The organism is Thiomonas arsenitoxydans (assembly GCF_000253115.1).
Lineage (GTDB): Bacteria > Pseudomonadota > Gammaproteobacteria > Burkholderiales > Burkholderiaceae_C > Thiomonas > Thiomonas arsenitoxydans.
Genome location: NC_014145.1, coordinates 1516612 through 1528732, shown reverse-complemented (window position 1 = coordinate 1528732; position 12121 = coordinate 1516612). Strand labels below are relative to the sequence as shown.

Annotated in this window: 12 protein-coding genes; all 12 read right to left on the bottom strand. The window is 64.9% G+C overall.

Annotation, left to right across the window (positions count from 1 at the left end; genetic code table 11):
* Nucleotides 1-9 precede the first annotated feature (9 nt).
* Entirely contained in the window at nucleotides 10-744 is a 735-nt protein-coding gene (locus tag THI_RS07035) for a FliH/SctL family protein (protein WP_013105558.1), read from the bottom strand.
* 35 nt (nucleotides 745-779) lie between these two features.
* Nucleotides 780-1796, bottom strand: coding sequence for a flagellar motor switch protein FliG (fliG, locus tag THI_RS07030; protein ID WP_013105557.1), 1017 nt, complete (start codon nucleotides 1794-1796; stop codon nucleotides 780-782).
* The gene (gene fliF / locus THI_RS07025) at nucleotides 1786-3492 is read right to left on the bottom strand and encodes a flagellar basal-body MS-ring/collar protein FliF (protein WP_013105556.1); all 1707 of its coding nucleotides are present in this window, start codon (nucleotides 3490-3492) and stop codon (nucleotides 1786-1788) included. The genes fliG and fliF overlap by 11 nt, the downstream gene beginning before the upstream one ends.
* A gap of 68 nt (nucleotides 3493-3560) precedes the next feature.
* Nucleotides 3561-3914, bottom strand: a complete 354-nt coding sequence (gene fliE / locus THI_RS07020; RefSeq protein WP_013105555.1) for a flagellar hook-basal body complex protein FliE — start codon at nucleotides 3912-3914, stop codon at nucleotides 3561-3563.
* 99 nt (nucleotides 3915-4013) lie between these two features.
* Entirely contained in the window at nucleotides 4014-5507 is a 1494-nt protein-coding gene (locus tag THI_RS07015; protein ID WP_013105554.1) for a sigma-54-dependent transcriptional regulator, read from the bottom strand.
* A gap of 129 nt (nucleotides 5508-5636) precedes the next feature.
* Nucleotides 5637-6764 carry a sigma-54 interaction domain-containing protein gene (locus tag THI_RS07010; protein WP_013105553.1) on the bottom strand — a complete coding sequence of 376 codons (1128 nt, stop codon included), beginning with the start codon at nucleotides 6762-6764 and terminating at the stop codon, nucleotides 5637-5639.
* 36 nt (nucleotides 6765-6800) lie between these two features.
* Complete coding sequence (locus tag THI_RS07005; RefSeq protein WP_013105552.1) at nucleotides 6801-7604, bottom strand: SPOR domain-containing protein; 804 nt, start codon at nucleotides 7602-7604, stop codon at nucleotides 6801-6803.
* Nucleotides 7601-8482 carry a flagellar motor protein MotD gene (gene motD, locus THI_RS07000; protein WP_013105551.1) on the bottom strand — a complete coding sequence of 294 codons (882 nt, stop codon included), beginning with the start codon at nucleotides 8480-8482 and terminating at the stop codon, nucleotides 7601-7603. The genes THI_RS07005 and motD overlap by 4 nt, the downstream gene beginning before the upstream one ends.
* A gap of 39 nt (nucleotides 8483-8521) precedes the next feature.
* A complete protein-coding gene (locus THI_RS06995) occupies nucleotides 8522-9127 on the bottom strand; it encodes a PilZ domain-containing protein (protein WP_013105550.1) in 606 nt (201 codons plus the stop codon).
* A gap of 72 nt (nucleotides 9128-9199) precedes the next feature.
* Nucleotides 9200-9613 (bottom strand): flagellar export chaperone FliS, encoded by a 414-nt coding sequence (gene fliS, locus THI_RS06990; protein WP_013105549.1) that lies wholly within the window; start codon nucleotides 9611-9613, stop codon nucleotides 9200-9202.
* A 24-nt stretch (nucleotides 9614-9637) separates the two neighbouring features.
* Nucleotides 9638-11602, bottom strand: coding sequence for a flagellar filament capping protein FliD (gene fliD / locus THI_RS06985; RefSeq protein WP_013105548.1), 1965 nt, complete (start codon nucleotides 11600-11602; stop codon nucleotides 9638-9640).
* Nucleotides 11603-11683: 81 nt separating this feature from the next.
* Nucleotides 11684-12115: a hypothetical protein gene (locus THI_RS06980; protein ID WP_013105547.1), complete on the bottom strand. Its 432-nt coding sequence runs from the start codon at nucleotides 12113-12115 to the stop codon at nucleotides 11684-11686.
* Nucleotides 12116-12121: the final 6 nt, after the last annotated feature.

The window sequence follows — 12121 nt, the reverse complement described above, 5'->3', positions numbered from 1 at the left end:
GCAGCCCCCTCATTGCAGACCCTCCTCGAACAGCCGGGTCATGATCTGCCGCCAGCGCTCTTCCACGCGCAGATCGAGTTCGCTCACTGCCTCGCGCGAGCGCGTGCGCCAGCGGCGGTCGGGCGTGGCGGTCTGCCCCGGCGCGGCAGCGGCCACGATCAGATCGCCACGCTGCAGGGCGTCGTCCGCCAGCAGGGTCACGCCGCTGCTTTCGAGATCGGGCGCGGCGTTGCGCAACACGTCCAGATCAAGGGGATGAAGCCGCACCGAAGGCGCCCCCGCCTGTGCCGGAAAAGCCGCCAGGGCCTTGCGCACAATGGGCAGCAGCGCTTCGGGCTGAGTGCGCAGCTCTTGCAGGATGACCTGCCGCGCCAGTTCCAGTGCCAGCGCCACCAGCGCCGTCTCGGCCTCGGCGTCGAGCGCGGCCACGGGTTGGGTGACGCGGGAGAGCAGCGCCTGCAGCGTCTCACGTTCCTGCTGCGCCTGCGCCCGCCCGGCGGCTAGGCCCTCGGCGTGTCCAGCGGCGTAGCCTTCTCGATGGCCTTGTTCCAGGCCCGCCTGTCGGCCGTCTTCGCGGCCCTGCGCCTCGGCCTGCGCGTATACCGCCTCGAACTGCTGCGCGGTGGGCGGGCCGCCAGCGGTCTGAAGCGGGGGCTGCACGGCGGTGCGCGCCGCAGAGTCCATTTCCGGCGGCTGCCAGCGCCGCGCGGCCTGCGCGTCTTCCTTGGGAATGATGCCGCTCATGGTTTCGATGAGAACCGGTTACGGGTCGACAGGCATCAGCCGACGAGTTGTTCGCCGCCGCCGCTGCCCAGCTGAATCTGGCCCGCCGCTTCCAGGCGCGAGGCGATCTGCAGAATTTCCTTCTGCGCCCCCTCCACTTCGGAGAGCTTGACCGGCCCCTTGGCCTCCATGTCGTCACGCAGCATTTCAGAGGCGCGCTTGGACATATTGCTGAGAAATTTCTCCTTGAGCGCGTTGTTGGTGCCCTTGAGCGCCAGAATCAGCGTTTCCGACGAAATTTCGCGCATCATGGTTTGCAGACTGCGGTCGTCCACATTGATCAGATCGTCGAACACGAACATCTGGTCTTGCACCTTGGTCGCCAGTTCTTCGTCCTGCGAGCGCAGATGCTCCATGATGCTCGACGACAGCGCGGTTTCCACCCGGTTGAGAATCTCGGCGGTGACCTTCGGCCCGCCCACGGAACTGACCTGCACGCTCTGCGAATCGCCCGAGAGCTGCTCTTCGAGCACTTCGTTGAGCTCGCGCAGCGCGCTGGGCTGCAGGCCGTCGAGCGCGGCCAGTCGCAACATGGCTTCGCCGGCCTGGCGCTCGGTGAGAAAGTGCAAGACCTCGCCGGCCTGCTCGGGCTCGATATTGGCCAGCACCAGCGCCACCACTTGCGGATGCTCCAGCTTGATCAGCTCGGCAATGGCGCGCGGCTCGAGCCACTTGAGGTTCTCCAGCCCGTTCGATTCGCCGCCGTGCAGAATGCGCTCGATCAGCGAATTGGCGCGCTCGCCGCCCAGCGCCTTGGTCAGCGCACCGCGCAGAAATTCGTTGGAGCCCAGGCCGAGTGCAGTCTGCTGCTCAATTTTTTCGCGGAATTCGCGCATGACCGCATGCGCCTGGTCGGCGCTCACCCGGTTGAGTTTGGACATGGCCACGCCCAAACGCTGCACTTCGCGCGGCCCGAGATGGCGCATGATCTCCGCGGCCTGGTCTTCTCCCAGACTCAGCAGCAGCACGGCCGCGCGGTCGAGTCCGCTGAAATCGGCTTGTTCACTGGCCATCGGACAGCCACTCCTTCACCACCTGCGCCGCCCGCCGCGGGTCTTGCTTGACCAGTTCGCGCGAGATCGCCGCATCCGTCTCCAGGGTATTGCTCAATTGCACCGTGTCTGGCGCCAGCGAACCGGGCATACCGCCCGCCGCCATTTCGGCGCCCGCACCCGGGCCGGATGACTTTTGCGTGCCGTCACTCGGCGTCTCTTCACGCGCGGTCTCGTCGTCCTCGGCGGCTTCCTTGCCTTTGCGACGTTTGGCCTTGACATCGCCGCTCGCCGCCTTGCGCATGGCGCGGTAAGCCATCAAACCGAGAATCAGGGCGATGACGTAGGGCGCGGCCTGCCGCACGCCGTCCCAGACCCAAGCCTGGCGCCACAAGGGCAACTGCTTCTCGGCCTCTTTCTGCGCCGCAGTGAAGGGCATGTTGACAATGCTCACGGTGTCGCCGCGCTTGGCGTCGAAACCGATGGCGTTTTCCACCAGCTGCTTCATTTGCCCCAACTGCGCCGGGTTCAGCGGCACGGGCTTGCCGCCCTTGGCCTGATCGTTCACCAGTACGGAAACCGACAACCGCTTGACCGAGCCGACCGGCTGCTGGGTATGGCTGACCGTTTTGTCGAGGTCGTAATTGCTCGTGGCCGACGAGCTGGCCGCCGTGGGTGCCAGCGTCTTGAGGCTGGGCGTGATCTGAGTGAGTTGCTGAGGCGTGAGCGGCGCGGAAGCCGTGCCCATGACAAAAGGAGCGGTGACCCCGCCCGGCGGCTGGTTGCTCAGCGCGCCGGGCACACCGGCGGGCAGCGTGCCGCCGCCGCTGGAATTGGTGCTTTGCTGCTGCTGGCTGAGCAAATGGCCCTGGCCGTAAACCACCGAGCTGGATTCAGTCTTGGCGAAATCGATGTCGGCCGACACCGCCACGCGTACCCCCTCGTTGCCCACCAGAGGCGCGAGCAGCGCTTCGATCTGCTTGCGATATTGCTGCTCGATGGTGTTGCGATACATCAGCTGGTCGGGCTGTATGCCGCTGTCGGCCCGCTGCCCGGAGGTGAGCAGATTGCCGTCCTGATCGACCACGCTGACGTTTTTATCCCCCAGCCCCGCCACGGCGGACGACACCAGATGCACGATGCCCGCCACCTGCGCGCCGCTGAGCACCCGGCCCGGATAGAGCTTGAGCAGCACCGAGGCTGAGGGCTTCTCGGCCTCGCTCAGGAACACCGAGGGTTTGGGAATGGCCAGATGCACCGTGGCCGATTGCACCGCCGAAAGCGATTCGATGGTGCGCCCCAGAGAACCCTCCAGCGCCCGCTGGTAATTCACGCGCTCGACAAACTGGCTGGTGCCCATCGGCTCGTGGTCGAGCACCTCGAAGCCCACGCCCGCACCTTTGGGCAGACCGTTGGCCGCGAGTTTCATGCGGGTGGCGTACACCTGCGCCGAGGGCACTTCGATCACCGCGCCGCCGCCGGTGATGCGGTAGGGAATGTTGAGCTTTTGCAGCTCGCCAATGACCGCGCCGCCATCGCGCTCGGAAAGATTGGTGTAGAGCACCTGATAGTCGAGCCGGCTCGTCCACATCAGGGTGACGATGACCAGCGCGATCAGCGCCGCCAGTCCCGCCAGCCAGGTGAAGCGTTGGTTCATATTCATCTGGCGGAAGGCGCCCAAGGGGTCTTGCAGCGCGGCGGCGGTGGTCGTGGCCATGAGGGGGCGTCAGGAGAGGAGCGTCAAAAAAATGTCATTCAGGGAAACGGCTTGGTGCGATGGGGCGATCAGGCCTGAATGTTCATGATGTCCTGATAGGCGGACACGAGTTTGTTGCGCACCTGCAGCACCGCCTGAAACGACAGGCTGGCCTTTTGCGAAGCGAGCATCACATCGCTCAAACTCACATCGCCCGTGCCCGATACGAACTGCTGCTGCAGGGCGTTGGCGTGCTGCAACTCGCCGCTCACCCCGTCGATGGCGCTCTTGAGCGTGGCGGCGAAGTCGGATTGCTGCGAGGCCGCGGTGGCGCCCAGCGCCGCTGCCGCATTGCCGCCCACCGCGTCGGCGGGCCGCGCCTGCGCCTGCGCGGTGAGGCTGCGCATCTGGGCAAGCACGCTTTGCATGGGATCGATCTGCATGAGGCCTCCGGCAATTTTTCGTCGATTCAACCGGGATTAAACCGGTGTTTTGCCCCTTTGAAGCAAAACACGTTCCAGCTATGGCTGGTTCAAGGCGCATCAAGGTGCATCAGGCAGTTCCGGCAGTTCCAGCCCGGCTTCGCGCAGCTTTTGCAATTTGTGACGCAGGGTTCGCGGGCTGATGCCCAAACGCTCTGCGGCCCGCTGCTTCGAGCCCTGGCAGTGCTGCAGCGCGTCGGCGATGAGCTGGCGTTCATTCAACGCCAACTCGCTGCCCAGATCGCCCGCAAAGGGCTGCGGCGTAGGTGCTTGCGGCGTGAGCTGCGGCTGCGTAGGCGTCGAAGCGCGCTGAAGGCTTTCGGCGGCGGGCGGCGGAAACAGCAGATCGGCCGCTGAAATCACCCCGCCCTGGCTCAGAATGGTCGCGCGCTGCATCACGTTGTCGAGCTCGCGCACATTGCCGGGCCAGCGGTGCGCCAGCAAGGCCTGCTGCGCTGAAGAATCGAGCTGGGGCGATGGCGTCATGCCAAACTGCGCCGCATGGCGTACCAGCATGGCCTTGGCCAACGGCAAAATGTCGTCGCGGCGCTCGCGCAGCGGCGGAATCTGCACCGGAAACACGTTCAGCCGGTAATACACGTCTTCGCGCAGCACGCCTTGCTGCACCGCCTGCTGCAGATCGCGGTTGCTGGTGGCCACCAGTCGCACGTCGAGCGCGATGCGTTTGCGCCCACCCAGGCGTTCGATTTCGCGCTCCTGCAGCACGCGCAGCAGCTTGGCTTGTAGCGCCGGGGCCATTTCCGTCACTTCGTCGAGCAGCAGCGTGCCGCCCTGCGCCTGCTCGAATTTGCCCGGCGCCGACTGCCCTGCCCCGGTAAAAGCGCCCTTCTCGAAGCCGAACAGCGTGGCTTCGAGAAGGGTTTCAGGAATGGCGGCGCAGTTGATGGCGATGAACGGCCCTGCCGAGCGCGGCGATTGCGCGTGCACATAGCGCGCCATGACTTCCTTGCCCACACCGCTTTCCCCCAGCAGCATGACGGTGACATCGGTCTGCGCGGCGCGACGGACAATGGTCAGAATCTGCTGCATCGCGGCAGACTCGGCGATCAGGCCGCTGGCGGGTCCGGGCGCCGATGTTGTCTTTGTCGAGGCCGCGGTCGGCGCCGGGCTTGCGACCGGGTTCGAAGCCGCGGCGACCTTGGTTTTCGCCGGGGTCAGCGCCGTCGCCGAAGGCACGAACTGACGAATCTTGGACAGCGCCTGCGAGAGATCGAGGGGCGCGTTCAGATAGTCCGCCGCGCCGCTTTGCAGCGCCTGCACGGCCGCCTGCACCGAGGCATGCCGCGCCACCATCAGCACCGGCAACGTGGGATGCAGGCCGTGTAGCCGCGCCAGCACCCGCGTCGCGTCGATGCCCACCCCTTCACCATCGCAAAACACCAAATCGGGCGACCAGCCCTGCTCGACCGCTTTCAGGGCGGTGTCTTCCGCCGCATGCAGCGCGGCCACGCAACCCGCGCCCTGCAATTCGTCGCAAAGTCGCTGGCCACACGCGGCGTCGTGGTCGATCAGCAAAATTCGCGGGGAGGTCATCGGGAAGGGTCGAAATCAGGCAGAGAAGAAACAAGAGGGCATGCAGCCCGGCAGCAAGTTAGCAAAACCAAGGCCTGAGAAGTGACGATTTTCCGTCACCCGCACTCGCAACAGCGGCAATCTGCGAATTTACTCGCGCGCCTCGGCGCCCAGGCCGTATTTGCGGATTTTCTCCACCAGCGTGGTGCGGCGCAGGCCGAGGTGCTGCGCCGCATGCGCGATCACATGGCGGCTGCGCTGCAGCGCCTGTTCGATCAGGCTGCGTTCGATCTGCTCAAGGTAGGCGCGCAGGTCCATGCCTTCTTCGGGCAGAACAGGCTGCAGGACGGGCTCGGTCATGGCCTGCATCAGCGCTTTCAGCCCCTCTTGCTCGTCGTCTTCGGCGGCGGTGTTCGCTGCCACTTCAGGCAAAGCCGCCTCGGTCACGCTTAAATCTCGTCCCGGATCGCGCGCCAGATCGCCGCCGGCGCGCAGCTTGGGCGGCAGGTCGGCCAGACGCACGATTGAACCGGCATGCAGGATGAGCAGCCGCTCCATCAGGTTCTGCAATTCGCGCACATTGCCGGGCCAGCGATAACTCAGCAGGGCCTGCTGCACGCCGTCGCCAAAACGCACCTGCCCCAGCCCCTGCGCCTCGAGGCGTTGCAAGGCGTGTTCGGCCAGCAGCAGAATGTCTTCGCCGCGCTGGCGCAGCGGCGGCACCTGCACCGGAAACACGTTGAGGCGGTAGTAAAGGTCTTCGCGAAACCGGCCCAGCCCGATCTGCTGCTCCAGATCGCGGTGCGTTGCCGCCACGATGCGCGACTGCGCGCTCAGCACTTCGTTGCCCCCGACACGCTCGAAGCACTTTTCCTGCAGCACCCGCAGAATCTTGACCTGCAGCGGCGGGCTCATCTCGGCGATTTCGTCGAGAAACAAGGTGCCGCGCCCGGCCAGTTCAAACCGGCCCTTGCGCGCATTGAGCGCCCCGGTGAACGCGCCCCGTTCATGGCCGAACAGCTCGCTCTCCATGAGCTCGCCAGGAATCGCGCCGCAATTCACCGCCACGAAAGGTCGGGCCGCGCGCGGCGACTGCAAATGCACGGTGCGTGCCACCAACTCTTTGCCCGTGCCCGATTCGCCGAGCACCAGCACCGTGCTGTCGGTCTGCGCCACGCGGCGAACCTGCTCGCGCAAAGTGCGCATCGGCGGGCTCTCGCCCAGCAGCAGATCGGGGCTGTCGGCAGTCAGGAGATGGGGTGCGCGGTCGTCAAGCATGGCGACATTCTCGCAGCCCCGCGAATGAGGGGTGCATCAACCTAGCTTGCGCAAAATGCCTTCCACCCCGGTGAGCTTGTGCAACGGGGCTTTTGCATCACGCGCCGATGCTGCATTTCTATAGGGGCCGACGTAGAACAGATGCAGCCCGCGCACTTGCTGTGCGGCCACGCAAACCTGGGTGTAGCCCGCGCGGTGCAGCTTGCTGGCAAGACGGTCAATGCTCTGCTGCTTGCCAAAAGCGCCCACCTGCACATACCAACCCGCCGCGTGGCAAACCCCCACCGCCCCAACGCGCTTCGGCTTCGCTGGGGTCGCCGCAGCACGCGCGGGCTCGGTACGGGCGTGAACCGCGGGCTTGTGTTGCTCAGGCTTAGGCTTCGCAACGGGCTTGACGACAGGTTTGCTCGGGGCTGCGGCAGTGACCGCTGAACTCGCAGTCTCGACAACGGCGGTTGGCGCCGGGGTCGGTGCCGAAGCGACTTCCGCTGGCGCTGCGGCGGATGTTACCCCAGCGGCCTGAGACGCCGTCTCCGCAGCCGTCTTTGGCGCGCTGGCCGCAGACAGCGCGTCCATCGCGGCGGCCGCGGCCCGTTCCTGCTGCGCCGTGCTCATCGCGGGCTTGGGCGCGGCTGCCGCCACCGCGGAAGCCGCCCGCGCCGCCCTATTGGAAGCGCTGGAAGCGGGATGAATGACCGTACTCTCGGTGCCTGGCGTGGGCTTGCGCAGGCCGACCACCGCCCAGACGATGAGGCCCAGCAAGATGAGAACGCCGAGTACCAGAATGCTGCGATTGAGCCAGCGCAGTCGGTTTTTCAGGGGTTGGAGATCGTCGTTCAAGAGTGCGTTCCGGGGCTGGGCGGCGTGACGGACTGCGTAACAGGCGACACAACGGGCGACGCGTCACGCGTTTCAGCAGGGTTAAGAGGCGTATCGGTCACGGTCGCATTGCTGAGGGGAGACACGATCACCACGCTCACACGGCGGTTGGCCGCGCGACCTTTGGCGGTGTCGTTGGATTCGACCGGATGATATTGACCATACCCCGCAGCGACAAGCTGTTCGGGTTTCACCCCCTGCTCGATGAACATTTCCACCACCGACACTGCCCGCGCCGACGACAGCGCCCAGTTCGAGCCGAACTGTGGGGTGTTGATCGGCCGGTCATCGGTAAAACCGTTGACCTGAATCGGGTAGGCCACCCCCTGCAGCACCCCGGCGATCTGGTTGAGTAGGTCTTGCGCCTGCGGGGTGAGCGCCGCCTGACCCGAAGCGAACAACACGGTGTCATGGATGTCGATCACCACACCCAGCGGGGTCATGCGCACCCGCACATCGCCCTTGCGAATGGCGCTGGCCAGCAGCGTTTGAATCTTCTCGGCTACGCCCTGCAACGTCTTTTGCACTTCCTTGGCCCCCGGCCCGCCTCGGCCTGGCTCGATGATCTCGGGCTTTTGCTGTTTGGGAATAGGCGGCAGATCGATGGCCGAGGGCATACTGTTGAACGGCTGGCCTACCTGCACCGGATTGGGCGTGGTGGGCTGGCCGGTGAAGGCGGCGATCATGGTCTGCGACAAGACCTTGTACTTGCCTTCGTTGAGCGAGGAGATCGAATACATCACCACGAAAAATGCAAACAGCAGGGTGATGAAGTCGGCATACGACACCAGCCACCGCTCGTGGTTTTCGTGTTCTTCGTGGGCTTTTTTACGGGCCATGACTCAATTCGTTCGAGGTCTCTACGCCAGAAAAGCGGTTCAAGCGCCCTGCCGCTTCCGCGCCACCTGGCGGCGATGGTGACGGAAGATCAGCCGGTCGAGGTCGTTCTGCACCTGCTGATCGAGCGGATCGAGCTCCAGGGTGTGCCAGAACTGGCCGCGATCGGGACGTTGTTCGGTCATCAGGCCGGAAAGCACCAACGGCAAGGCAATGCGATGACGCAGGTAGATGCGCGCCCACAGACGCCGCCCGACTTCGAGCGGCTGCTCGCTGGCCCAGCGCAGCTTGCGCGAAGACAGCGCACAGGGCCGCTCCGGCGGCAGATTGCCCAGCCCGCGCAGCGCCGCGCTGGCCATCAGCAGCAAAAGATCGACGCGGCGCTCCAGATTTTGGATGGGATCGGCGCGGCCATGTTCGCTGTCGTGCGACACAGTGGGTTCGTCGAGCATGAGCAGGGCGCGCAGCAGGGTGTTGTTGTCCGCCATGACTTCTGCGCGGGCCTGTGGCGGATTGAGTTCTTCCACCCAGTCGAGCGGAAACACGCCATCGAGCTGCACCGCTGCCACAGCGCCGTGCAGCGCGTCGGGGTGGCTGGCGAAAAACCGGGAATCCGGGAAATCAGCGGGCTCGTTGGACTGGGACATGACGTTCTCCTTGCCGTGCATTGTCCCATTGCAGCAATAGTCGGGCCAATCCGTGTCGCCACGGAAGGCGGCTCAGGCCGCGGCCTGCTCCATGCCCTGATGCCAGGAGTCGCGCAGCGCCGTGACCACGGTGCGGCAGTCTTCGATGGCCTGCAGGTCGTCGAAAATATTGGCCTGCGCCAGACGGGCCAGCAGGTAGGTATAAATGCGCTCCAGGCGTTCGGCCACCGGCTGTTCGGCAAGCTGCGGGCCCTCTTGCGTACCATCAGGCAGCACGGCCAGCAGGTGCTCAACCAGTTGGTAAGCGCGCCCGAGCGATTGCCCCTTGAGCGGCAAATCCTTGCCGTCCGGGTTGCGCAGCGCGGCCTCTGCCCGCCGCAGGTATTCGAGAATGCCGTCCAGCCCGAGGGCGTAGAGCTTGTCTCCGGCGATGCCCTGATTTTCTACCTGGCGATAGGCGCGCATGGCAAAAGCGGCTGCACTCATGAAACTCTCCTGATGGGGCGACGATCAGCCGCCGGTCGAACTGGAACTGGAGCTGGAACTGCTGCCAGGCGGATTGAAGAACGCGGTGAGGTATTGCCCCACCGATTGCAACTGCGCGACTTGCGTCTGCATGGCGTTGAACTGCTGCTGCAGCAATGCGGTCTGTGAGGCCGCGCTGTTCTGCAACTGGGTGATCTGCTGATTGATACCCTTGATGGTGTTGTTCAGCCCGCTGGTCGCGGCCGAAACAAACCCGCTTTGGGTATTGAGCGCCTGGGTCAGAATGGCATTCATCTGCTGATAGATGCCCTGGCTGACCGTGACCGAACCCAGGCTGCCCGTGGCCTGACCGCTGATGTTGACCTGCAGGCCCAATGCCGCACCCGGCCCCGTGACGGTGAGCTGCTGCCCTGCCCCGGTTCCGGTCTGACCGTTGATCGACCCGACCACATCCGTGCCCTTGGCCATCAGCAGCGTGGTGCCGATGCCGGTGCTCCCGGCGGAAGCCGGCTGCGTGGACACCACGGAAAAATTCTGCGCACTGCCGTAATCGGCCGACTGGAACTCCAGCGTGCCGTTGTTGTTGATCGCTGAAATGCCGCTCAAACCCTGCTGGCTCAGCGTGGCGTTGATGGTGGCGACGATGGTGTCGATGGTGGAACCCGAGGCGAGCTGCACCGACACGCTGGTTGCGCCCGAACCGATGACCAGCGTTTCCGCACTGGTGATGCCGCCGCTGGCGATGGGGTTGGAGGCCGTCGCGCTGGCCTGCGTGGCGCCAGAGGTGACATTCACCGCATAAGTGCCCGGCTGGGTGTTGTTGCCCGCGCCGACATACTGCACATTGGCATTGGTGGCCGAGCCGACCTGGCCGAACAAACCGGCCACGGCGTTGTAGTTGCTCTGCAGCGCAGAGCTGAGTTTGCCGCTGTCGAGCGCCAGGGTACCGTCTTGCGCAAGGCTGATGCCCACCGCGCCGAGCGAGGTGTAGGCGCTGCCCGGCGTGGTGCCGATGCCCTGTCCGCTGATGAGGTTGAGCAGTTGGGTGCGCAGGGTTTGAATTCCGGCGTTGCCGATGAGCGGGCCGCTCTGGCCGGACGCGCCATTCGACCCGGGGGTGTAGGCGGTGAGCTGGTTGAGCGTGCCCATCAAGGTGTTGAAAGCCGTGACGAAACTCTGCACCGAGGTCACGAAGGCGCTGGTATCGTTCGCCACGGTGAGGGTGGTCGAGCCGCTGGCTTCGAGCAGGTTCAGGCTCACCCCCGGAATCGCCCCGCTGACCGTGTTGGTGGCGCTGGTCACCGCCAGCCCGTTGATGCTCACCGAGGCGTTGCGGGCCGTCTGGCTCTCCGTCATGCCGCCCGAGGCGCTGGCGCTGTAGCTCAAACTGCCCAGCGAACCCGTAGCGCCGCTGGTGCTCACGGTGAAGGCGTTGGCCGCGCCGGTGTTATTGCCCGTCATCGTCAGTCGGTAGCCGGTGCCGTCGTAAATGACCGCCGCATTCACCCCGCTTCCCGACTGGTTGATCGCCGCGGCGATGCCGTTGAGCGAGTTATTGGTGCCGTCGATATTGATATTGGTGACCGAGCCGCTGCCCACCTGAATCTGCAGCGTGCCCGTGCCGACCGCCGTGTTGGTCGCCGAGGCGAAATCGCCGGAGTAGATGCTCTGCGTCTGCGCCAGCACGATATTGCTCAACGAATACGTGCCCAGAGGCGCGTTGGAGCTGGCCGTACCCGACACCGCGCTGGAGTTGCTCAGGCTGACCGAGCGATTGTTCAGACTGGTGACGTTCTGCAGCCCCGCCACGGTCGATTGCAGGCTGGACAGGCTGCTCTGCACCGAACCCCAGGCGCTCAGTGTGGACTGGTACGACTGTTCCTGGTTCTGCAGCAGCGTGATGGGCTGCTGATACGCCGCCGACAGCGAGGTGATCAACGACTGCACGTTGATGCCGCTGACCAGACCTGAAATGGATACCGACGACATACTGCGCTCCGATTGCGTTACCGCTTGAGAGTTTTAACGACACACCCCAGCCGAACTGTAGGGCCGAAGAATCGATCCGCGTCAGGCTTTTTCCTGCAACAGACTGCCGGGCGACATCGGCTGGTCCGGGCTCTGCGCCGCGGCCTTCACCACCTGCTGCGAGGGCACGTAGTAGCGCACGAATACCTGCTGGGTTTGTTTGTCTTTCAGCTCCACCAGCAACTGACCAGGGTGACCGCCATTCGGGTCGAGCCCGGCCGTCAGTGCCACGGAGGGCGCTTGCTGGCTGACCTGTTTTTGCAAAGTGTCAGCCGCCTGCGCCAAAGTGGCGGGCGGCAAACTGTTGGGTGCTGCACCCGGCAAAACCCCTGCGGCCGCAGGGCTTGCAGTCGCGGCGGCTTGGGTCAAGTTTGGCCCCGCACCCGGAACTGGCGCAGACGCTATTGGTGCTGTTGGCGCGCCGGTCTGTAACTTGCCCGGCGAAGAAAAATTCACGGCATTTTGAACGTCCATGATGCC

What these genes read in the sequence shown, in the direction of transcription:
- fliD (WP_013105548.1), bottom strand. Translation starts at nt 11,602, where the DNA reads ATGTCGTCGGTATCCATTTCAGGTCTGGTCAGCGGCATCAACGTGCAG.
- fliS (WP_013105549.1), bottom strand. Translation starts at nt 9,613, where the DNA reads ATGAGTGCAGCCGCTTTTGCCATGCGCGCCTATCGCCAGGTAGAAAAT.
- THI_RS06980 (WP_013105547.1), bottom strand. Translation starts at nt 12,115, where the DNA reads ATGGACGTTCAAAATGCCGTGAATTTTTCTTCGCCGGGCAAGTTACAG.
- THI_RS07010 (WP_013105553.1), bottom strand. Translation starts at nt 6,764, where the DNA reads ATGCTTGACGACCGCGCACCCCATCTCCTGACTGCCGACAGCCCCGAT.
- fliF (WP_013105556.1), bottom strand. Translation starts at nt 3,492, where the DNA reads ATGGCCACGACCACCGCCGCCGCGCTGCAAGACCCCTTGGGCGCCTTC.
- THI_RS07015 (WP_013105554.1), bottom strand. Translation starts at nt 5,507, where the DNA reads ATGACCTCCCCGCGAATTTTGCTGATCGACCACGACGCCGCGTGTGGC.
- motD (WP_013105551.1), bottom strand. Translation starts at nt 8,482, where the DNA reads ATGGCCCGTAAAAAAGCCCACGAAGAACACGAAAACCACGAGCGGTGG.
- fliE (WP_013105555.1), bottom strand. Translation starts at nt 3,914, where the DNA reads ATGCAGATCGATCCCATGCAAAGCGTGCTTGCCCAGATGCGCAGCCTC.
- THI_RS06995 (WP_013105550.1), bottom strand. Translation starts at nt 9,127, where the DNA reads ATGTCCCAGTCCAACGAGCCCGCTGATTTCCCGGATTCCCGGTTTTTC.
- fliG (WP_013105557.1), bottom strand. Translation starts at nt 1,796, where the DNA reads ATGGCCAGTGAACAAGCCGATTTCAGCGGACTCGACCGCGCGGCCGTG.
- THI_RS07035 (WP_013105558.1), bottom strand. Translation starts at nt 744, where the DNA reads ATGAGCGGCATCATTCCCAAGGAAGACGCGCAGGCCGCGCGGCGCTGG.